At 31.8% G+C, this 23,258-nt stretch carries 21 protein-coding genes; 13 read left to right on the top strand and 8 right to left on the bottom strand.

Annotated elements, in window-relative coordinates; all coding sequences use genetic code 11:
* Positions 1 to 9: 9 nt before the first annotated feature.
* The 7 genes from efp to gyrA all read right to left on the bottom strand — a co-directional run bounded on the left by efp (position 10) and on the right by gyrA (position 9,003).
* On the bottom strand, positions 10 to 576 hold the full coding sequence (gene efp / locus OLM52_RS03055; protein WP_133607314.1) for an elongation factor P: 567 nt from the start codon (positions 574 to 576) through the stop codon (positions 10 to 12).
* 39 nt (positions 577 to 615) lie between these two features.
* Entirely contained in the window at positions 616 to 1,401 is a 786-nt protein-coding gene (lpxA, locus tag OLM52_RS03050; RefSeq protein WP_264549677.1) for an acyl-ACP--UDP-N-acetylglucosamine O-acyltransferase, read from the bottom strand.
* Positions 1,402 to 1,403: 2 nt separating this feature from the next.
* Positions 1,404 to 2,792 (bottom strand): bifunctional UDP-3-O-[3-hydroxymyristoyl] N-acetylglucosamine deacetylase/3-hydroxyacyl-ACP dehydratase, encoded by a 1,389-nt coding sequence (locus OLM52_RS03045; RefSeq protein WP_264549676.1) that lies wholly within the window; start codon positions 2,790 to 2,792, stop codon positions 1,404 to 1,406.
* Between the two features lie 17 nt (positions 2,793 to 2,809).
* Positions 2,810 to 3,826, bottom strand: a complete 1,017-nt coding sequence (gene lpxD, locus OLM52_RS03040) for a UDP-3-O-(3-hydroxymyristoyl)glucosamine N-acyltransferase (RefSeq protein ID WP_264549675.1) — start codon at positions 3,824 to 3,826, stop codon at positions 2,810 to 2,812.
* A gap of 120 nt (positions 3,827 to 3,946) precedes the next feature.
* On the bottom strand, positions 3,947 to 5,182 hold the full coding sequence (locus OLM52_RS03035) for an HD domain-containing protein (protein ID WP_264549674.1): 1,236 nt from the start codon (positions 5,180 to 5,182) through the stop codon (positions 3,947 to 3,949).
* 103 nt (positions 5,183 to 5,285) lie between these two features.
* Entirely contained in the window at positions 5,286 to 6,392 is a 1,107-nt protein-coding gene (locus OLM52_RS03030) for a hypothetical protein (protein WP_264549673.1), read from the bottom strand.
* 55 nt (positions 6,393 to 6,447) lie between these two features.
* Positions 6,448 to 9,003 carry a DNA gyrase subunit A gene (gene gyrA, locus OLM52_RS03025; protein WP_264549672.1) on the bottom strand — a complete coding sequence of 852 codons (2,556 nt, stop codon included), beginning with the start codon at positions 9,001 to 9,003 and terminating at the stop codon, positions 6,448 to 6,450.
* Between the two features lie 255 nt (positions 9,004 to 9,258).
* Here gyrA and OLM52_RS03020 point away from each other — a divergent pair, with 255 nt between their 5' ends.
* The 6 genes from OLM52_RS03020 (at position 9,259) to OLM52_RS02995 (ending at position 14,810) form a co-directional block, all read left to right on the top strand.
* Positions 9,259 to 11,808: an ATP-dependent Clp protease ATP-binding subunit gene (locus OLM52_RS03020; protein ID WP_264549671.1), complete on the top strand. Its 2,550-nt coding sequence runs from the start codon at positions 9,259 to 9,261 to the stop codon at positions 11,806 to 11,808.
* A 79-nt stretch (positions 11,809 to 11,887) separates the two neighbouring features.
* Complete coding sequence (gene rimK / locus OLM52_RS03015) at positions 11,888 to 13,255, top strand: 30S ribosomal protein S6--L-glutamate ligase (protein ID WP_264549670.1); 1,368 nt, start codon at positions 11,888 to 11,890, stop codon at positions 13,253 to 13,255.
* A gap of 32 nt (positions 13,256 to 13,287) precedes the next feature.
* Positions 13,288 to 13,470 (top strand): GldL-related protein, encoded by a 183-nt coding sequence (locus OLM52_RS03010; protein WP_264549669.1) that lies wholly within the window; start codon positions 13,288 to 13,290, stop codon positions 13,468 to 13,470.
* Positions 13,467 to 14,048, top strand: coding sequence for a TMEM175 family protein (locus tag OLM52_RS03005; protein ID WP_264549668.1), 582 nt, complete (start codon positions 13,467 to 13,469; stop codon positions 14,046 to 14,048). The genes OLM52_RS03010 and OLM52_RS03005 overlap by 4 nt, the downstream gene beginning before the upstream one ends.
* Before the next feature lie 2 nt (positions 14,049 to 14,050).
* Complete coding sequence (locus OLM52_RS03000; protein ID WP_264549667.1) at positions 14,051 to 14,410, top strand: DUF1304 domain-containing protein; 360 nt, start codon at positions 14,051 to 14,053, stop codon at positions 14,408 to 14,410.
* A 4-nt stretch (positions 14,411 to 14,414) separates the two neighbouring features.
* Positions 14,415 to 14,810, top strand: a complete 396-nt coding sequence (locus OLM52_RS02995) for a hypothetical protein (protein ID WP_264549666.1) — start codon at positions 14,415 to 14,417, stop codon at positions 14,808 to 14,810.
* 39 nt (positions 14,811 to 14,849) lie between these two features.
* On the opposite strand, the gene hutH is transcribed toward OLM52_RS02995, so the two are convergent.
* Positions 14,850 to 16,352 (bottom strand): histidine ammonia-lyase, encoded by a 1,503-nt coding sequence (gene hutH, locus OLM52_RS02990; protein ID WP_264549665.1) that lies wholly within the window; start codon positions 16,350 to 16,352, stop codon positions 14,850 to 14,852.
* A gap of 163 nt (positions 16,353 to 16,515) precedes the next feature.
* Here hutH and gcvT point away from each other — a divergent pair, with 163 nt between their 5' ends.
* The 7 genes from gcvT (at position 16,516) to OLM52_RS02955 (ending at position 23,226) form a co-directional block, all read left to right on the top strand.
* Positions 16,516 to 17,598, top strand: coding sequence for a glycine cleavage system aminomethyltransferase GcvT (gcvT, locus tag OLM52_RS02985; protein ID WP_264549664.1), 1,083 nt, complete (start codon positions 16,516 to 16,518; stop codon positions 17,596 to 17,598).
* Between the two features lie 12 nt (positions 17,599 to 17,610).
* Positions 17,611 to 19,635, top strand: coding sequence for a S41 family peptidase (locus OLM52_RS02980; protein ID WP_264549663.1), 2,025 nt, complete (start codon positions 17,611 to 17,613; stop codon positions 19,633 to 19,635).
* A gap of 8 nt (positions 19,636 to 19,643) precedes the next feature.
* A complete protein-coding gene (locus OLM52_RS02975; RefSeq protein WP_264549662.1) occupies positions 19,644 to 20,678 on the top strand; it encodes an LIC11966 family surface protein in 1,035 nt (344 codons plus the stop codon).
* A gap of 82 nt (positions 20,679 to 20,760) precedes the next feature.
* On the top strand, positions 20,761 to 21,480 hold the full coding sequence (locus OLM52_RS02970; RefSeq protein ID WP_133606656.1) for a YebC/PmpR family DNA-binding transcriptional regulator: 720 nt from the start codon (positions 20,761 to 20,763) through the stop codon (positions 21,478 to 21,480).
* A 135-nt stretch (positions 21,481 to 21,615) separates the two neighbouring features.
* Positions 21,616 to 21,831 (top strand): hypothetical protein, encoded by a 216-nt coding sequence (locus OLM52_RS02965; protein ID WP_264549661.1) that lies wholly within the window; start codon positions 21,616 to 21,618, stop codon positions 21,829 to 21,831.
* Positions 21,812 to 22,243, top strand: a complete 432-nt coding sequence (locus tag OLM52_RS02960) for an RDD family protein (RefSeq protein WP_264549660.1) — start codon at positions 21,812 to 21,814, stop codon at positions 22,241 to 22,243. Before OLM52_RS02965 ends, OLM52_RS02960 begins: the two co-directional genes overlap by 20 nt.
* Positions 22,244 to 22,392: 149 nt before the next feature.
* Positions 22,393 to 23,226 (top strand): hypothetical protein, encoded by an 834-nt coding sequence (locus OLM52_RS02955; protein ID WP_264549659.1) that lies wholly within the window; start codon positions 22,393 to 22,395, stop codon positions 23,224 to 23,226.
* Positions 23,227 to 23,258: the final 32 nt, after the last annotated feature.

Below are 23,258 nucleotides of genomic sequence, written 5' to 3'. Positions count from 1 at the left end.
TTGAAGTATTTATTCTTTTACTCTTTCCATGTAGTTTCCAGAAGCTGTATCAATTTTGATTTTATCACCTTCATTGATAAATAATGGAACATTTACGGTTGCTCCTGTTTCAACTGTAGCTGGTTTTGTAGCATTTGTAGCGGTATTCCCTTTTACACCTGGTTCAGCATAAGTAACTTCTAAAACAATAGAAGCTGGCATATCAACTGATAAAGGCGCTTCTGTTTCAGCATTAATTTGAATCATTACATTTGTTCCTTCTTTTAATAAATCTGGAGCATCTAATACTTTTTTATCTAATGTAATTTGTTCAAATGATTCGTTATTCATGAAATGAAACTGATCTCCTTCAGCATACAAATACTGAAATGTATGTGTTTCAACACGCACTTCATCAATTTTATGTCCTGCAGAAAATGTATTGTCTAATACTTTTCCATTGGTTAACGATTTTAATTTTGTTCTTACGAAAGCTGGTCCTTTACCTGGTTTTACGTGAAGAAATTCAATAATTTTATAAATATCGTTATTGTATTTGATACATAATCCGTTTCTAATATCTGATGTACTTGCCATTTTATTATTATTTGATGTTTGTTTATTATTAATTGTAAATTACATTGAACCTGTATATCCTTTCATAATTCCACGAGAAGAATTTCTAATGAATTGAATGATATCATCGCGCTCTGGAGTTGCTTCCATTTCGGCTTCAATAATACTCAATGCCTGAGTTGTATTATAGTTTTTTTGATATAAAATTCTGTAAATATCTTGAATTTCTCTAATTTTTTCAGTTGAAAAACCTCTTCTTCTTAGTCCAACAGAGTTGATTCCTACATAAGAAAGTGGCTCTTTTGCAGCTTTTGAAAACGGTGGAACATCTTTACGAACTAAACTTCCTCCAGAAATCATTGCATGTTCACCAATAGAAATGAATTGATGTACAGCCGCTAAACCTCCAATAATAGCATAATCACCTACTGTAACGTGTCCTGCCAAGGCAACTCCATTAACAATAATTGCATTATCACCAATATGGCAATCGTGAGCAATGTGAGCTGTAGCCATAATTAAACAGTTTTTTCCTATTTTAGTTTGGCCTGAAGCGATAGTACCTCTATTGATCGTAACACATTCTCTAATTGTTGTATTATCCCCTATAACAGCCAAGGATTCTTCTCCACCAAATTTTAAATCTTGAGGTACAGCTGAAATTACAGCCCCAGGAAAAATGTTACAATTTTTTCCAATTCGCGCACCTTCCATAATGGTAACATTAGAACCAATCCAAGTTCCTTCACCAATTTCAACATTATTATGTATTGTTGTAAAAGGATCAATTACAACATTTCTTGCTATTTTGGCACCTGGATGCACATATGCTAACGGTTGATTCATAATTATTTAACTTTAACAATTTGAGCCATTAATTCGGCTTCTGAAACTAATTTACCATTTGCATACGCATAAGCTTGCATGTGACAAATCCCTCTTCTAATTGGAGAAATCAAATCGCACTTAAAGAATAAGGTATCGCCTGGTAAAACTTTATTTTTAAACTTAACATTATCAATTTTCATGAAATAGGTTAAGTAATTTTCTGGGTCTGGAACTGTGCTCAATATTAAAATTCCTCCTGTTTGTGCCATTGCTTCGACTTGTAAAACACCTGGCATTACTGGTGCTCCTGGAAAATGACCTATGAAAAAATCTTCGTTCATAGTTACATTTTTTAATCCAACAACATGTGTTTCAGAAAGTTCTAGAATTTTATCTACTAATAAAAATGGTGGTCTGTGCGGTAATAAATCCATAATACCATGAATATCCATCACAGGCTCTTTATTTATATCATAAGTAGGAACATTATTACGTTCTTCCAATTTAATTAATTTAGAAAGTTTTTTTGCAAACTGGGTGTTTACAAAATGTCCCGGTTTATTGGCAATAATTTTTCCTTGAATTTTAGTTCCAATCAAAGATAAATCACCAACGATGTCTAATAATTTATGACGAGCCGCTTCGTTTGGATAATGCAATGTAAGGTTATCTAAAATTCCATTTTCTTTTACAGAAATAGTATCTTTATTAAAGGCTTTCTTTAAATTTTCCATTGTTTCCGCAGAAATTTCTTTATCTACATAAACAATTGCATTATTCAAATCTCCACCTTTGATTAAACCGTTATTAAGTAAGCTTTCTAATTCATGTAAAAAACTGAATGTTCTACAATCGGCAATTTCGGTTTTAAACTCAGCGATATTTTTCATAGTCGCATTTTGAGTACCTAACACTTTAGTTCCAAAATCTACCATAGCAGTTACACAATAATTATCACTTGGAATTACTGTAATTTCGCTTCCTGTAGCCTCATCTGTATAAGTAATTACTTCTTTAACTACATAAATTTTTCGTTCTGCTTCTTGCTCAACAATACCAGCTTTTTCAATAGCTTCAACAAAATATTTTGAAGAGCCGTCCATAATTGGTAATTCAGAAGCATTTAGTTCAATAATAAGATTATCTAAATCACAACCAACTACTGCTGCTAAAACATGTTCTGGTGTTTGAATCATAACACCTCTTTTCTCTAAATTAGTCCCTCTTTGGGTATTAACTACATAATTAGCATCGGCTTCAATAATAGGTTGGCCTTCTAAATCGACTCTTACAAAAGTAAAGCCGTTATTAATAGGTGCTGGTTTAAAAGTCATTGTAACTTCTTGTCCCGTGTGTAGTCCAACTCCAGTTAAAGAAATTTCACTGGCAATGGTTGTTTGCTTAACCATAATATTATTCTATTTTATTATTGTTGTTTTTTTAATTCTTCTAAATCGGATACAATTTTTGGTAAATTTCTAAAATGTACGAAAGACTTCGCAAAATCACCGTAATTGAAAGCTGGACTTCCTTGAACAACTTCTCCGTCACTTAAATTTTTACCAATGCCTGATTGTGCTTGAATTTTTACATTATCACCTATCACTAAATGCCCTGCAAAACCTACTTGACCTCCAATTAGACAGTTTTTTCCAATTTTGGTAGTTCCTGCAATTCCTGTTTGAGCTGCAATTACTGTGTTTTCACCAATTTCAACATTGTGTGCCACTTGAATGTGATTATCAAGTTTTACTCCTTTTCTAATAATGGTTGAACCTAATGTTGCTCTATCAACTGTTGTACAAGCACCAATTTCGACATTGTCTTCAATGATTACATTACCGATTTGGGGTACTTTTGAATAGGTACCATCCTCTAAAGGAGCAAAACCAAAACCATCAGAACCTACAATGGTTCCCGAATGAATGGTGCAATTATTTCCGATTTCTGTTTCTGAATAAATTCTAACACCTGCAAAGAAAACACAATTGTCACCAATAGTTACATTATCGCCAATAAAACTATTGGGATAAATTTTGACATTATTTCCAATAATTACGTTTTTTCCAATGTAGCAAAAACTGCCTAAATACAAATCGGTACCATAGGTTACTCCTTCTGAAATTACAGATGGTTGCTCAATACCCGATTTCATTAGTTTTACTTGATTGTAATATTCTAATAATTTTGAAAATGATTTATAAGCATCCTCAACCTTAATTAGTGTTGTTGTAATATTTTGTTCTGGTTCAAACGTATTGTTTACTATTGTAACTGTTGCTTGCGTGGAATAAATGAAGTTGATATATTTTGGATTGGCCAAAAATGTGAGAGAACCTTCTGTTCCTTCTTCTATTTTAGATAATTTATGGACTTCAGCATTAGGGTTTCCTACTACTTCTCCTTCTAAAATACCTGCTATTTGCGCTGCTGTAAACTTCATTTAAATGATACTATTTATTTCGCTTGACACACGAAATGATACATATAAAAATACTCAAACTATCAAATATACGAATTTGAGGGTTTTATATTGGCAAAAATATAAAATTAAATTAAAATGTTAAGACTCTACTACTACTTTTGGAAAACAAATGTAATATTTAGTTACTTCTTTAGATAATGCTTTTAGATACATTTGGTCTGAAGCTTCAACTACATCTTCGATACTTTTGTCTTTTTTAAGCACATAAATTGGTTCACTTGATTTACTATAAGCTTGATTTTTCAACTTTCCTTTGAATACAAAATAACCTGCTTCTTTATCTGAAATATTTACTTTTTCAATAAATTTATTTTTATAATCTAACAACTTCTCTTTGTTAGGTTTATCTTCAGTTATTTGAATCTTTAGTAAATCACGATTTAAAATCATTCGGCATAAATTTTGCAACACAAAATCGTCGTTAAATTGCCATGATTTAATAGCTCCCATTACATCATAATCGTCTAAATAAGAAAATCTGTCTACTATATTTTTATCAAAATTTGCCAATGAAATTTTGTTTTGCATAAAAAATTGAAGCGATTCACTACAAGGCAAAACCGTTCCTTTTTGAGTTAATTCTTTTGCTCTTTTTAAAATTTTTGTAAGAATTAATTCAGCTACAACACTTGTTTTGTGTAAATATGCCTGCCAATACATCAATCTTCGTGCAACTAAGAATTTTTCAACCGAATAAATTCCTTTTTCTTCAATAACCAAAACATCATTTTCAACATTCATCATTTGAATTAATCGTTCACTATTGATGTTTCCTTCGGCCACTCCGCTGTAAAAACTATCGCGTTTTAAATAATCCATTCTATCCATGTCTAGTTGACTAGAAATCAACTGTAACATAAATTTTCGATGATATTCACCCTTGAATACTTGAATTGCTAATGCTAATTGTCCGTCAAACTCTTTATTCAATTGTTCCATAAAAAGCAAAGACAGCTCTTCGTGATGCACTTCTTCAACAATACTGTGCTCCATAGCATGACTGTAAGGGCCATGACCAATATCGTGCAAGAGAATGGCAACATACAATGCATTCTCTTCTTCATCTGAAATAGAAACCCCTTTAAACTTGAGTGTTTGAACAACTTTTTGCATAATATGCATACATCCCAATGCATGATGAAAACGAGTATGATGCGCACCTGGATAGACTAAGTATGACATCCCCATTTGAGAAATACGTCTTAAGCGCTGGAAATAAGGATGCTGTATTAAATCGTATATTAAAGTATTTGGAATGGTGATAAAACCATAAATGGGGTCGTTAATTATTTTGAGTTTATTAGTTTGGCTCACAAGATTAAAATTTGAATAACAAATGTAGGGATTTTTAAAATAGGTAGTAAATAAAAAAGGTGCTAGACTTTATCTAACACCTTTATATACTATAAAATCAACTTTAATTAATTGATTTTGCTTTTTCAAGTTGACCAGTGATTTCGTAAGCTAATTTTAAAATATTTTTTGTATTAGCATCAGTCGGATTAATTGAGTAAGCTTTTTCAAAAGATGGAATTACTTTTTGGAACATTGCTTTTCTTTGCGCCATTAATTCATCATATTTCTTTTTATTTGCTGTTGAAGCGTTTATTTCGGCAACCAATCTATCTTCGTCTTTTAACCCCGCGAAGCCTTCATTAAAATACAAATTAAATTCACCTGTTTTTAATTCTTCATCATTAGGATTTTGCATTCTAGCTTCTGTAAAAATCTCTTTTGCTTTAGCAATTTCTCCATTTTGAACGTATAAAATAGATAATATTCTTTGAACTTCAGGTTTCATTTTATTAACCTTTTCATCTCTTGGATTTTCATAAAACCCTGCTCCAATATTTTTAGTTCTATTTTCTCTTGTGCCTAAATCTTCTTCAACGCCACTTGCTTTATTTGTAGCGTAATAAATTACACCATTATTAAGATAATCACTTTTATAAAATTCTTCATACAGTTTTTCTCCTAATTTAGCATCATTCGCTTGAACGGCTAAGATTGCAGCATTTTGCAAAGATTTACCTTCATTTTTTGGATCAAAAGTATATAAATTATAAAAAGCTGCAGATGCTTCTTTAAACCTTGAAGCACTATTAAGTGCTAATGCAAAAGTCATAATTCCTTGCTTGAATTGATCTTTTTCAATTATTAAATCATCTGTGTAAACTTTCTTACCTGTTTTCTTTTCAAAAGCTATGGTTTCATCAATCACTACACCATATTCTTTGATGAATTCTGGATTATATAGCTTCATTTGATCTTGCAATGTTGCTTTTTCACCTTTTGAAGCTAATTCAATTGTTGGATACATTACCTTATAAAATTTAGCATACACTTTGTCAGCTTCTTCAGTAGCTAAATTTTGCAAAGCGTCGCTGGTTGATTTATAAGTTTCTAAATCTTTTACAGAAATAGTTTCTTTTGCATAAATCTTTTTTAAGGTTTTAAGCTCATCTTTTTGAGCAAATGTTGCAACTGATAAAAATAATGTTGCGCTTAATACTAATTTTTTCATAGTTCTATAATCTGGGTTTAAAGAAAAGCCCAAATAAATTTGGGCTTTATTTTATTTATTCTTGAGTTTCTTCTTCAGACGAATCAACATCTGTGCCAGTTTCAGCATCAGAAATTTCTTCATTTTCATCTAAAACAATTTCTTCATCTTCACGAAGCACCTTTGTTACAGCTGCAATAGAGTCACTTCCTTTAATGTTTATCAATTTAACACCTTGTGTTGCTCTTCCCATTACTCTCAAATCAGAAACCATCATTCTAATGGTTAAGCCCGATTTGTTAATAATCATTAAATCATCATCATCAGTTACATTATTGATTGCAATTAAAGCTCCTGTTTTTTCTGTAATGTTTAATGTTTTCACACCTTTTCCACCACGATTTGTAATTCGGTATACATCTACTCCGTCTTCTTCAACCAATTTGGTACGTTTTCCGTAACCATTTTCTGTAACAACTAAAATTTGCGTTTCATTTACATCTTCTTTGTTAACCGTTACAATGCCAATTACTTCATCTTTATCGTCGGCTAAAGTAATTCCTCTAACTCCAGAGGCAGTTCTACCCATTGGACGCGTTTTTTCTTCTTCAAAACGAACCATTTTACCTGATTTTCCGGCAATTAAAACTTGACTTGAACCGTTGGTTAATTTTGCTCCTAATAACTCGTCACCTTCTTTAATTGTAATTGCAGCTACACCATTTACACGAGGTTTAGAATATTTTTCTAAAGATGTTTTCTTAACCTGACCTTGTTTAGTTACCATAATTAAATTGTGGCTCTTAATGTAGTCTTGGTCTTTTAAGTCTTGTGTACAAATAAATGCTTTTACTTTATCATCACTTTCGATATTGATTAAGTTTTGGATAGCACGACCTTTACTTGCTTTAGTTCCTTCTGGAATTTCGTAAACGCGCATCCAGTAACACTTACCTTTTTGCGTGAAATACATTAAATATTGATGATTAGTTGCTACAAATAAATGCTCTAAGAAATCCTGATCTCTTGTACCTGCAGATTTTTGACCAACTCCTCCTCTATTTTGTGTTTTGTATTCTGATAATGAAGTACGTTTTATGTAGCCTGCATGTGAAATAGTAATTACAACACTTTCATCTGCAATCAAATCTTCGATACTTACATCGCCACCCGAATATTCAATTTTTGAACGACGCTCATCACCGTATTTTTCTCTAATTTCACCTAATTCGTCTTTAATCACTTGCATTCTCATTTCTTTACTTGCAAGTAATTCTTTTAAATACGTAATCAATTTCATGATTTCTTCGTACTCAGCACGCAATTTATCTTGTTCAAGACCTGTTAATTGTCTCAAACGCATTTCAACAATAGCACGCGCTTGAATTTCTGATAATTTGAAACGCTCAATTAATTTAGATCTTGCTTCGTCTCCATCTTTAGAACCTCTAATAATTTTGATTACTTCATCAATATTATCTGATGCAATAATTAAACCTTCTAAAATATGTGCTCTTTCTTCTGCTTTTCTTAAGTCAAATTGTGCTCTACGAACTACAACATCATGACGGTGTTCTACAAAATGGTAAATCAAATCTTTAAGATTTAACATTTGAGGACGCCCTTTTACCAATGCAATATTATTTACACTGAATGAAGATTGCAATTGCGTATACTTATAAAGTGTATTTAAAACTACGTTTGGAACCGCATCACGTTTTAATTCATAAACCACACGCATACCATTTCTATCCGATTCATCACGAATGTTTGATATGCCTTCAATTTTTCTGTCATTAACTAAGTCGGCAGTATGTTTAATCATATTTGCCTTATTCACTTGGTAAGGAATTTCAGTAACAATGATAGCTTCTCTACCATTCACTTCTTCAAAACCAACTTTTGCACGCATTACAATACGCCCTCTACCTGTTTTGAAAGCTTCTCTAACTCCTTCGTAACCATAAATAATTCCTCCAGTAGGAAAATCTGGAGCTTTAATATAATTGATTAATTCATCAATTTCAATATCGTTGTTGTCAATATATGCTAATGTTCCATCAATAACCTCTGTTAAGTTATGAGGTGCCATATTTGTAGCCATACCTACAGCAATTCCCGAAGCTCCGTTTATTAATAACGTTGGAACTTTTGTTGGCATTACTGTTGGTTCATGCAAAGTATCATCAAAGTTTAATTGAAAATCAACAGTTTCCTTATCGATATCGGCCAACATTTCTTCCGAAATCTTTTTCATTCTCGCTTCGGTGTAACGCATTGCTGCTGGACTATCACCATCTACCGAACCAAAGTTACCTTGACCATCTACCATTAAGTAACGTAAACTCCATTCTTGAGCCATACGTACCATTGCATCATATACTGAAGTATCACCATGTGGGTGATATTTACCTAAAACTTCTCCAACAATCCTTGCCGACTTTTTGTGGGCTCTGTTCGAAAGAACTCCTAATTCATACATTCCGTATAAAACTCTACGGTGTACAGGTTTTAAACCATCTCTAACATCAGGAAGTGCACGCGACACAATAACAGACATCGAATAATCGATGTAAGCTGATTTCATTTCTTCCTCTATGTTAATAGGAATTAACTTTTCTCCTTCTGACATAAGTATTTATATTAAAATTATGATTATTACTAAAACGTGCCAATATACGGCTTTTTGAACTTTTACAACAAATTTTTAGACACTAATTTAGAGATTTTATTAACAATTTTGTTTACAAATTGCTTATAAATCTAAGTCGTTTTTCTTTTATTTTACATTTATTTTTTGTCATTTAGCAACATAGTATGTTTATTAGGTATAGTTTTTGCTTTTACTTATACAATTTTGTACTTTTACTAATCTTATAAATGCAGTATGGACGATAATTTTTCACCAAGAGTTAAAGATGTAATTTCCTTTAGTAAAGAAGAAGCTTTACGTTTAGGTCACGATTTCATTGGCACCGAGCATCTAATGCTGGGGATTCTTCGCGATGGGAATGGTAAAGCAATAAATATTTTAAATAATTTGGCCGTAGATTTATCTCATTTGAGAAAAAAAGTAGAAATCTTAAGTCCCGCCAATCCTAACGGAATTCAAAATATTGAAAAGAAAAACTTACATCTAACTAGACAAGCTGAACGCGCTCTAAAAACTACATTTTTAGAAGCTAAATTATTCAATAATTCCGAAATTAGTACCGCTCATTTATTATTATGTATCTTACGTAATGAAAATGACCCTACAACCAAATTAATGAATAAAGTTAAAATTGATTATGAAACCGTTAAAGAACAATATACAGCCATGATGACAAACGAAGACGATTACTTAGAAAATTTGCCAAAAGCTGAATCTTTTAATGACGATTCAGGACAAGATGACAGCCTAAAAGATAGCGGTTTTAACAATCCCCCTTCTGGAAGTAAAACGAATAAAAAATCTAAAACGCCTGTTTTGGATAATTTTGGTCGTGATTTAACCGAAATGGCAGAAGAAGGAAAATTAGACCCAGTTGTTGGTCGTGAAAAAGAGATTGAGCGTGTTTCTCAAATTTTAAGCCGAAGAAAGAAAAACAATCCACTTTTAATTGGTGAACCAGGTGTTGGTAAATCCGCAATTGCTGAAGGCTTAGCATTGCGAATCATTAAGAAAAAAGTATCTCGAAATTTATTCAATAAACGTGTGGTTACACTTGATTTAGCAAGTTTAGTAGCTGGTACAAAATACCGTGGACAATTCGAAGAGCGAATGAAAGCCGTAATGAATGAATTAGAAAAAAATGATGACATTATCCTTTTCATAGACGAAATTCATACCATTGTTGGCGCTGGTGGTGCTACAGGCTCACTAGATGCATCAAACATGTTTAAACCAGCATTGGCACGTGGAGAAATTCAATGTGTAGGCGCAACAACATTAGATGAATACCGTCAATATATCGAAAAAGATGGTGCTCTTGAAAGACGTTTTCAAAAAGTAATTGTAGAACCAACCACAGTTGAGGAAACGATTACCATTTTAAACAACATCAAACCTAAATATGAAGATCATCACAATGTTTTGTACACACCTGAAGCAATTGAAGCATGTGTAAAATTGACAAATCGTTATATGACCGATCGTTTTCTTCCGGACAAAGCTATTGATGCTTTAGACGAAGCGGGTTCTCGTGTTCACATTATTAATATAGATGTTCCAAAACAAATTTTAGAATTAGAGCGTCAATTAGAAGAAGTGCGCGAACTTAAAAATACTGTCGTTAAAAAACAGAAATATGAAGAAGCAGCTAAACTTCGTGATGATGAAAAACGCATCGAAAAGGATTTAGCCATTGCACAAGAACAATGGGAAGAAGATTCTAAAAACAATAAAGTTACTGTTACCGAAGATAATGTTGCCGATGTAGTTTCTATGATGACAGGAATTCCTGTAAATCGTATTGCACAAACTGAAAGTAATAAATTAGCTCACTTACCCGAACTAATTAAAGGTAAGGTGATTGGGCAAGATGAAGCGGTATTAAAAATCGCAAAATCAATTCAAAGAAATCGTGCGGGTTTAAAAGACCCAAATAAACCAATTGGCTCATTTATTTTCTTAGGTCAAACAGGTGTTGGAAAAACACAATTAGCAAAAGTAATTGCAAAAGAATTGTTTGATTCTGAAGATGCTTTGGTTCGAATTGACATGAGTGAATACATGGAAAAATTTGCTATTTCTCGTTTAGTTGGAGCGCCTCCAGGATACGTTGGATACGAAGAAGGTGGACAATTAACTGAAAAAGTAAGAAGAAAACCATACTGTGTTGTACTTTTAGATGAAATTGAAAAAGCACACCCTGATGTATTTAATATGATGCTTCAAGTATTAGATGACGGACATTTGACTGATAGTTTAGGTCGTAAAATTGATTTTAGAAATACAATCATTATCATGACATCAAACGTTGGAGCACGTCAATTAAAAGATTTTGGCCAAGGCGTTGGTTTTGGAACAGCTTCTAAAACAGCTCAAGCAGAAGACAATTCTAAAGGAATTATCGAAAATGCTCTAAAGAAAGCCTTTGCACCTGAATTTTTAAACAGAATTGACGACGTAATAGTCTTCAATGCTTTAGAAAAACACGATATTGATAAAATTATCGATATTGAATTAGATAAATTATATTTAAGAGTAAAAGAATTAGGATATACCCTAAAACTTTCTGAAGAAGCTAAAGATTATATTGCCGAAAAAGGTTTTGACAAGCAATTTGGAGCGCGACCATTAAAAAGAGCGATTCAAAAATATGTTGAAGATGCCTTAGCTGAAGAAATTATTACTTCTAAAATTCATGATGGAGATCAAATTTTCATGGACTTAGATGCAGATAATCAGGAACTAACAATAGAGATTAAAAAATTAGAAGAACCAAGCACATAGCTTGGTTTTTTTATTTCGTAGAAATTGTTTTCGTATTAAAAAAAATACTACTTTAGAATCTTAATTCATACGTTTAAAAATGTTAGACAAAGTCATTGTTGGTAGCGAAGAATGGTGTTCCTTCCCTACTTTAGGAATTCCAACCATTAAAGCAAGAGTAGATTCTGGCGCTAAAACCTCTGCATTACATGCTATTAATATTGTAACATTTGAAAAAAATAGCGAAAGTTGGGTAAAATTTGATATCAATCCCATCCAAAATAATGCAAAAGCAGTAATTCATTGTGAAGCACCATTAGTTGATAAAAGAGTAGTAAAAAGCTCGAGTGGATATAGAGAACAACGTTATGTAATCAAAACCAAATTAGAAATTGGTACCAAAACTTGGGATATTGAAGTTACTCTAACCAATAGAGATTCAATGGGTTTCCGAATGCTTTTAGGTCGGGAAGCTATGTCGGGAAGAGTTTTAGTGGACCCAGAGCAAAAATATTTATTAGGTCAACCTACAACCGAAAAACTTAAAGAATATTATTATTCTTCAGAAGAACCAAAAAAAGGACTTCGAATTGGACTATTAGCAAGCAATCCTGAGCTTTATAGCAACAAACGAATCATGGAAGCAGGAGAATTAAGAGGACACGAAATGCATTTCTTAAATCTGAAATATTGCTACATGAAATTAGATGCAAATACACCCGAAATACATTATCGTGGTGGAAAAGTGCTGAATGATTTTGATGCAGTAATTCCTAGAATACGTCCTAGTATGACCTATTATGGTTGTGCTTTAACACGTCAATTTGAAGCACTAAAAGTTTTTGCACTTAATAATGCAGCTGCTATAACACAATCAAGAGATAAATTATTTTCGTTACAATTACTTTTAAATAATGGCGTTGAAATTCCTACTACTGGATTTGCAAATTCGCCTTTAGATACAGACGATTTAATTAAGATGGTAGGTGGTTCACCTTTAATTGTAAAATTATTAGAAGGGACACAAGGAAAAGGTGTCGTTTTGGCAGAAACAAAAAAAGCAGCAGAATCAGTTATTAACGCATTCAAGAGTTTAAATGCCAACATTTTAGTACAAGAATTTATCAAAGAAGCCAACGGAAAAGATTTGCGTTTGTTTGTTGTCGATGGAAAAGTAGTTGCCGCAATGCAACGCGAAGCTTTACCAGGGGAATTTAGAGCAAACATTCATTTAGGTGGAACGGCTTCAGTAGTAAAAGTGACTGCCGAAGAAAAGAAAATTGCTATAAAAGCAGCAAAAGCCATGAATTTAAAAGTGGCTGGTGTAGATATTATTCGTTCATCAAAAGGACCATTACTGTTAGAAGTAAATTCTTCTCCAGGCTTAGAAGGAATCGAAGGCGCAACACAAAAAGATATTGCCGGAGAAATGATTAAAGCGATTGAGAAGAATTTTAAATGGAAATAATTCAGTGTTCAGTGTTCAAAATTAGATAGATTATGAAAAAACAATATATAATTCCATTAATTTTATTCCTTTTAGGAATGGTGGTAACTATTATTGGCGCTTTATTTAAACTACAACATTGGCCTGGAGCAAGTATTATGCTAACAATAGGAATGCTTACCGAAGCTATTGCTATTATCATTTTAATTGTGATTTTACTTAAAAATACGAAATGAATAAAAACCGCTTAGAAGCCTTTAGTGATGGTGTTTTAGCCATTATTATAACTATCATGGTTTTGGAATTTAAAGTTCCAGAAGACACCACTTTTGAAGCGGTTGTTAAATTATCACATAAGTTTTTGAGTTATATTTTAAGCTTTATTTATGTCGGAATTTACTGGAACAATCACCATCATTTAATCCATTCATTAAAAAATGTAAATGGAAAAATTTTGTGGGCAAACTTACATTTATTGTTTTGGTTATCATTAATTCCTTTTACAACGGCTTGGATTGGTGAACATCATTTTGCTCCATTTCCTATGATGCTTTATGGGATTGTCTTATTAATGAACGCTTTTGCCTACTTTATTCTGCAGCGTTTAATTTTAAATGACCATGGAAAAGATTCGTCACTTTCAAAAGCTATTGGTAAAGATTATAAAGGAAAATTGTCGGTAGTTTTGTATTTAATTGCTGTATTAATAACCAAATATTCTGTAGAAATATCTGGCGCTATTTATATTTTAGTAGCTTTAATTTGGCTTATTCCCGACAAAAGAATTGAACGTACCTTTAACGAAAATAAATAATTATGTATGTAATTAGTAAAATACTTATTGCCATTATAGCGCTATTTCATCTGTATTTTTTATGGTTAGAAATGTTTGCATGGACGACAAAAGCAAAAAAAGTATTTAGAACTATTCCCGATGATTTATTCGAAAAAACAAAAGTTTTAGCAGCTAATCAAGGTTTATATAACGGTTTTTTAGCGGCTGGATTAATTTGGTCACTATTTATTTCAGATGAAAATTGGAGCAAAAATGTTGCTTTATTCTTTTTAAGTTGTGTAGCAATAGCTGGAATTTATGGCGCATATTCCGCTTCTAAAAAAATATTTTATGTACAAGCGCTACCCGCAATTATTACAATTTTAACACTTATACTTTAATCCAATGAAAAAAATAATCGCTTTTGTTATTTTTACTTTTCTATTTTTTATTCCCCAAGATGCATCAGCACAAAAATTAGATTGTAAAAAATTTAAAAATGGAACATTCAAATTAGTTGATAAATCTACAGGAACTACCTTTATTATTAAACGAAAAGGCGCCATTCAAACTGAAGAAATTGAAGGTGAAAGTCGTAGTTTAAGTTTTACTATAAAATGGATTGATGATTGTAAATACACCGTTTTACCAACACAAGAAACACTTGATTATGACAAAAGATATGCTGGTGTTTTAGTAATTGAAATTATTGAAGTAAAAGATAAATCTTATGTGATGAGAGCTACAATGCCTCAACATCCTGATTTTGTTTTGGAAAGTGAAATGTTTTTAATAGAATAAAAAAAAACGCTATTGTTATCCAATAGCGTTTTTTTTTATTTAATCTACCAAATCAATTTGAAAAGTGTTCAAAAAAGCAATAGATTTTTCTATGTCGTAATGTAAAATTCTATCTTCTGAAACAAACGAAACATCTTCTCTGTATGATTTTACAAAACTTTCGATAAAATCACTCGATTTTAATGGTCTTCTAAATGCTAACGCTTGTGAACCGTTCAATAATTCAATCGCTAAAATGCGTTCAATATTTTCAACTATTCTTAATGTTTTTGTTGCTGCATTGGCTCCCATACTCACGTGATCTTCTTGTCCATTTGATGAAACAATACTATCAATACTTGCTGGAGTTGCCAATTGTTTGTTCTGACTGGCAATACTTGCTGCTGTATATTGCGGAATCATAAATCCTGAATTCAATCCTGGATCGTTTACTAAAAACGCTGGTAAACCTCTTAATCCCGAAATTAATTGATACGTTCTTCTTTCAGAAATACTTCCTAATTCTGACAAAGCTATTCCTAAAAAATCTAATGCCAATGCCAATGGCTGTCCGTGGAAATTTCCTCCCGAAATAATTAAATCTTCACCAACAAAAATATTTGGATTATCCGTTACCGAATTAATTTCGGTACGAAATACTCTTTTTACATAATCAATTGTGTCTTTAGAAGCCCCATGGACTTGAGGAATACAACGAAACGAATAAGGATCTTGCACATGCACTTTAGGTTGCGCAATAATTTCACTATCTTCTAATAAATCTCTAAAATGTTCAGCCGTTTGAATTTGCCCTTTATGTGGACGAACTAAATGAATCAAATCGGTAAAAGGCTCTAATCTTCCGTCAAAACCTTCTAACGAAATAGCACCAATTACATCTGCCAAATAAGCTAATTTTTGCGATTTTATCAAACAAAATACCCCATAAGCGCTCATAAATTGGGTTCCGTTTAATAAAGCCAATCCTTCTTTTGATTGCAATACAATGGGTTGCCATCCAAATTTTTCTAACACTTTAGCCGAAGGTTGTCTAAAACCATCAACATATACTTCGCCTTCACCTAACAAGGGTAATGATAAATGTGCTAAAGGAGCTAAATCGCCAGAAGCTCCTAACGAACCTTGTGTGTAAATTACGGGTAAAATATCATTGTTATAAAAATCAATCAAACGTTGCACGGTTACTAACTGAACACCTGAATGTCCATAACTTAACGATTGAATTTTAAGCAACAACATGATTTTTACAATTTCATGAGGCACTTCTTCTCCCGTTCCGCAAGCGTGCGATTTCACAAGGTTTTCTTGCAATTTTGATAAATTTTCATTCGAAATTTTTACATTACATAGCGAACCAAAACCGGTATTAATTCCATAAATTGGATCTGAATTTGATTGCATTTTATCATCTAGATACTTTCGGCATTTTTCAATATTTACAACAGCTTCTTCAGAAAGAGCTAATGTTTTTCCTTGAAATACAACTTCGTTAATAGTTTCAATTGATAATAAATCTGAACTTATATAATGTATGGTTTCCATGTCAAAAATTTAAAGTCCAAAATTCCGCAAACAATTGTTAAAATGCAAGATTTATTATTAATATTAACAAAAAATAAATATTGCTTATTATTTATACCAATTCTAAAGCTATTTTTAAGATTTTTCAATAAATTAGCAGTCTTAAAATATTCAACACAAAATCATGAAAAATACAGCGTTAACGCACATTCACGAAAGTTTAGGAGCTAAAATGGTTCCGTTTGCAGGATACAATATGCCTGTTCAATATGAAGGAGTAAATGCAGAACACGAAATCGTTAGAAATGGCGTTGGTGTTTTTGACGTTTCTCACATGGGCGAGTTTTTCTTAAAAGGAGAAAATGCGTTAGCTCTAATTCAGAAAGTAACTTCAAATGATGCGTCTAAATTAGTAGATGGAAAAGCGCAATACTCTTGTTTGCCAAATAACGAAGGGGGAATCGTAGACGATTTAATCGTTTATAAAATCGCTGACAACCATTATATGTTGGTGGTAAATGCATCAAATATTGAAAAAGATTGGAATTGGATTGCTGCACACAATGATTTAGGAGTTGATATGCAAAATCTTTCAGAAGCATATTCGTTATTAGCCATTCAAGGACCAAAAGCGGCGGAAGCTATGCAATCATTAACTTCTATTGACTTAACCAATATGGGCTATTACACATTCCAAATTGGCGAATTTGCAGGAAAAAGTGATGTAATTGTTTCGGCAACAGGCTATACGGGTTCGGGCGGATTTGAAATTTACTTCAAAAACGAAGATGCTGAATACATTTGGAACAAAGTTTTTGAAGCTGGAGCCGCTTTCGGAATTAAACCAATAGGATTAGCTGCTCGCGATACGTTACGTTTAGAAATGGGATTCTGTTTATACGGAAACGACATCAACGATACGACTTCGCCATTAGAAGCTGGTTTAGGTTGGATTACCAAATTTGATAAAGAATTTACGAATTCTGAAAACCTTAAAAAACAAAAAGAAGCTGGGGTTTCTCGCAAATTAGTTGGTTTTGAAATGATTGAAAGAGGAATTCCTCGTCACGATTATGAAATTGCTGATGCAAACGGAACTATAATTGGTATCGTAACTTCTGGAACGCAATCACCTTCTATGGGAATTGCCATTGGAATGGGTTATGTTCCTACTTCATTAGCAACACCAGATTCAGAAATTTACATCCGAATTAGAAATAAAGACATTAAAGCAAAAGTGGTTAAAATGCCCTTTTATAAGAAATAATCACATTTGTTGATGAAAAAAATTTTATATTTCATGGTACTTTTTCAGTGTGGGCTTTATGCTCAAAACACTGAAAAAGTCTGTGATAAAATAAAAAAAATAAATACCTTTTTAAAAATCAATCATTATAAAATGAAACCTGTAGACGATAGTCTATCGGCTAATGTTTATGATGCTTTTTTTGAAATCTTAGACGAAGACAAAATCTATTTTACTAGTTCTGAAGCAGAAAAGTTAAGTGTTCATAAATTTAAAATAGATGATTATATTTCTACTAAAGATTGTGCTTTTTTAGACGAAATAGCGTTGGTTTATAAAAACGCTTTGTTACGAAAACTCGCAATTCTTGAAGCTTTAGAAAAGCAAAATATGGTTTTTAATACGAAAGACACTTTGTTTTTTACCAATAACAACAGAGAATATATTAAAAACGAAGAACGAATGAAAAATTTCATACGTAAAGGTATTACATATGATATTCTCATTGATGTTGCTGAACAAAGTAAAAATAAGGATTCGCTACAAAAGAATTTTACCAAATTAGCCGAAACTGCAAGATTAAAGGTATTTGAAAACCAAAAATGTGTTTTAAATAGCCTTATCAAAGATGATCTGTCATTTTATGATGCTTTTTATAACAACTTTTTAACGGCTTATACTAGTTATTTTGACCCACATACCTCCTATTTTAATTATTCTGAAAAAGAAAGTTTCATGTCGTCTGTTACAGCAAATAGTAGTTCTGTAGGAATTAATTTTGAATTGGATGACAATGATAATTTATTGGTTTCCGAGATTATTCCTGGAAGCCCGGCCTTTGAATATGGAAAAATTGACAATGGCGATCAACTGTTAAAAATAAAACATGGTAAAGATGATTTCACAATAAGTTGTGCAACAATCGATAAAGTTTCTGAGTTAATATCGTCCGACAATTATAACATTTTAGAATTTACATTCAGAAAAAAAACAGGCGATATTTTCAATGCCAAACTGCAAAAGAAAATAATGAAAACGGAAGAAAATTTAGCTTTTAGTTTCATTGTTGAAAATAAATCAAAAGTTGGATACATAAAAATTCCAAGTTTTTATAGTGATGAAGAAGGGAATAATAACCTTTCTAATGATGTAGCTCGAGAGATTATCAAACTTCAGGAGGATAATGTTGACGGAATTATCATAGATTTAGACGACAATGGCGGCGGCAGCATTACTGAAGCTATTAAGATGGTTGGAATGTTTATTGATGTCGGACCCGTTGCTTTAGTCCATGATAAATATAACAACATAGAAACTCTTAAAGATTTCAATCGTGGTGTGGTGTATAGCGGTCCAATTGTGGTTATTGTGAATGGATTTTCTGCTTCCGCAAGTGAATTTTTTGCGAATGCCATTCAGGATTACAATCGAGGTATAATCATTGGAAATGAAACGTATGGAAAGGCTACAACACAAAGTATAATTCCGTTTAACAGTTCAGGATACAATAAAGATTTTATAAAAATTACAGGCCAAAAATTTTACAGAATTACAGGGAAAAGCCATCAAAATACAGGATTAATTCCGGATATAAAACTGCCATTATTGTTTCAAAATTTTATGCCTAAAGAATCTCGATACAAGCACGTATTGGCCAATGATAGTATAACTCCAAAACTTAGCTTTAAAAAATACACCAATAACTTTGGACCAATTATCTTAAAAAGTCAAAATAGAATTGCTAAGAATATCTTTTTTAAGGAAATTAATAATTTAAACGATAAACTTGAAACGTATATTAAAACTGAAAAAAAACCTTTACTATTGAATTTTAATGCTGTTTTCGACGAAGTTCATCGTTCGGATGCGCTTTATCAAGAAACGGATGCAATTCAAGACAAAACGTTTGATTTTATTATTAAAAACACAACAGCTGAGACTGAAAAAATAAAATATGACTCTTATTCTCAGACCAGTAACGCTGAAAAAATAAAAGAATTGCAAAAAAACGCTCGCGTATTAGAAGCCATCACAATTATTTATGATTTAACACATTAAAAAAACACATGAAAAAAATTTTATTTGCCACAACACTTTTACTTATTACGAGTACATTAATGGCTCAAAACTTTAAAACTCCTGTTGAATATTTAGAATTTATTAATAAAGAAGAAAGTGCTATTTCTAAAAACATGTGGAAATACACTAAAACCATTGCTCACTCAAAAAGTGCAAGAAAAATTGATGCCACGCGAAAAAATTTGGTAAAAACCATTCAAACGGCTAAAAATAACATCAGCAAATTAAAAGATGGCTACAAAGGTGATATTGTGTACAGAGACCAAGTTGTCAAATATTTATCGGTTTCTGAAATTATAATCAATGAAGAATACAGTAAAATTGTTGACATGCAAGAAGTAGCAGAGCAGTCATATGATTTTATGGAAGCCTATATCATGACGCGTGATTTAGTGAACAAAAAAATGGATGACGAGCACGAACTTTTAGTTCAAGGACAAAAAGAATTCGCAAAAAAATACAACATTACACTTACCGAAGGAGAATCTGAATTAGGTAAAAAAATGAAAATTTCAAACGAAGTTTTTTCCTATCATACCGAGTTTTATTTGATTTTCTTTAAATGTAATATTACCGATTTAATGCTTTCTAAAGCAGTGGAACAAAAAGACATTGCGAGTATACAACAAAATGCAAGTTCACTTTTATTGTATGCCGAAGAAGGTTTGCAAAAATTAGTAGAAAAACAACCTTTTAAAAATGATAAAACGTTGTTAGAAAGCACTAAAAAAAGCATGGAATTGTACAAAAAAACGGCAACAGAATATGCTCCTGCCGTTATTGATTTCTTAATGTTCAATACCAAATTTGAAGAAGCAAAAACTTCTTTGGAACGAAAAAAAGACAACGAAAGAACAAAAGAAGAAATTGCTAGTTATAACCAAATGGTAAAAGACATCAACAAAAAAATCAATGATTACAATAAAATAAACACCAAATTTACGCAAGATAAAAACAACATGATTAACCAATGGAACACAACTGGAGACCAATTTATTTCTCGTCATGTTCCAAATGATTAATACTTGTTCAACTGATAAAAAAGTTTAATTTTGCAAAAAAATTAATTAAATAATTTCTTAACAAGAAACATACTATACAGCAATGGGAAGAGCGTTTGAATTTAGAAAAGCCCGCAAAATGAAACGTTGGTCAGCAATGGCAAAAACGTTTACTAGAATAGGAAAAGATATTGTAATGGCCGTTAAAGAAGGCGGACCAAATCCTGAAACCAACTCACGTTTAAGAGCGGTTATTCAGAATGCGAAGGCAGCAAACATGCCAAAAGATAACGTGGAACGCGCTATTAAAAAAGCATCCGATAAAGACACGGCTAACTTCAAAGAAGTATTATTTGAAGGTTACGCACCACACGGAATTGCGATTTTAATTGAAACCGCTACGGATAACAACAACAGAACCGTTGCCAACATTAGAAGTTACTTCAACAAATGCAACGGAACGTTTGGAACACAAGGTTCAGTAGAATTTATGTTTGATCATACGTGTAATTTTAGAATTCCAGCAGAAGGACAAGATGTGGAAGAATTAGAATTAGAAATGATTGATTTTGGTGTAGAAGAAATCTTTGCTGATGAAGACGGCATTTTAATGTACGCGCCTTTTGAAAGCTTTGGAACGATTCAAAAAGAATTAGAAACACGTGGCTTAGAAATCTTATCTTCAGGATTTGAAAGAATACCACAAATAACCAAAGAATTAACACCAGACCAAGTAGCTGATGTTGAAAAACTATTAGAAAAAATTGAAGAAGATGATGACGTAATGAACGTGTATCATACGATGCAAGAAAGCGCAGAGTAATTCTTTTTCTATCTTATATCCTAAATCCTCGCAAAGAACTTGTGAGGATTTTTTTATATATTAGCGGTATTGAAAGTATTAACTTTATGATGCTATTTACTAGTTGGTAGCAATTTTACCGCAGAAAATGGAAATATGACTCAAAAAGAAATTGAAAATAAAATTAGTTTAGTGGAAAATATTGGCGGAATGACTGTCAATGAAAGACTTTACGTTTGCGGTTTAGACAAAGAATTTGAAAAAGCTTTAAAAAATGACAAATTGAAAGCTGAAAGAATATTAGAACTTTTAAAAGTTGACAAATTATCGATTGAATTAATATTGAAAAATAATGGTAGAAAACATAACTAAACCGAATTTACTTAAAAGATTTATTGCAGGATTTATTGATTATTTATTTGTTTATGGTTTTTTCTTTGCTTTTGTTTACTCATTTGGAGAACCGAATGACAAAGATGGATATTCAGTTACAGGAATATTAGCATTGGTACCAATTATTTTTTGGTTTGCGATAATTGTACTTACTGAAGTGTTTTTTGGAGCAACTCTTGGAAATTCGATTGTTGGCTTGAAACCTAAATCTTTGACTAAAAATAATGGAGAATTGAATTTGAGCCAATCAATAAAAAGACACTTATTGGACCCAATTGATATGTTCCCTTTTGGATTAATTGGAATAATGACAATTAAAAACACTGACCGAAACCAACGTTTAGGAGATATTTGGGCGAAAACTATAGTAATGGAAGTTGGAAATAAATAAAAAAACTGCTACCAACAGGCGTTTGGCAAGATTGCGAATTTTGTAGTAAATACACGTTTATTTCTCGCAACAAATTTTATCTTTGATAGAAAATAATCAGTTCCGAAGTTCGCAACCTCGCCAAGCGCCGGAACGTTGTAACTAATTATATGATTCAAAATTTACTTGAAAAATTTAGAGAAATTCAAAATAAAACAAGTTGGGATGCTTATGAAGTTTCCTGTCACTTATTTAGGAATAATAATGAAATTCTCGAATCATGTGGAACTGGAATTTTTTTAAAAATTTTAGATGACTATTTTTTAATTACTGTTGCTCATGTGGCAGAAAGTTTAAATTTTGAATTTTATGTTGGATTAGAAAAACATACGATTTTTAAATTAGGTGGAAATTTGGTTACTAATAAAACTAATAATCGAGATAAAGATAAATTTGATATATGTGTTTTAAAATTATGCTCAGAAACTATTGAGAACATATCTAAAACTTACAACTTCTTAAATTTACAAGAAATCGATATTAATCATGACTATAAAAATTTACCACTTTATGAACTTGTTGGCTTTCCTGCCACAAAATCTAAATACAATAAGTATAAGAAAAAACTATATAGTAAAGCATATCGTTATATAACAACTCCTGTTCTTGAAAAGAATATTTATAAAAATTTAAAATGCTCAACTTCGTATAATGTTATTTTAAATTACGATCGAAAAAAAGTCTATAATTACAAAAAAAAATCTACGCAGATTGGACCAGAACTAGAAGGAATTAGTGGCTGTGGTTTATGGTACACTCCAGTTGAAGAAATAACATCTAAAGAAAAACCAAAAAAATATTTAGTTGCAATAATTACAGAATGGCCAATTAATGACAGAAAATATTTAATTGCTACAAAAATTGACTTATTTACCGAAGTAATTAGACAACATTTCAAAATTGATATCCCGAAGTCAAGTATTACATTTTCTATAACAAAATAACTATTTACAACAACCCGATAGCGCGGAATTGC

Source organism: Flavobacterium sp. N2820, from assembly GCF_025947285.1.
GTDB lineage: Bacteria > Bacteroidota > Bacteroidia > Flavobacteriales > Flavobacteriaceae > Flavobacterium.
The sequence above is the reverse complement of the archived record's forward strand: the minus strand, read 5'-3'. Positions and strand labels throughout refer to the sequence as shown.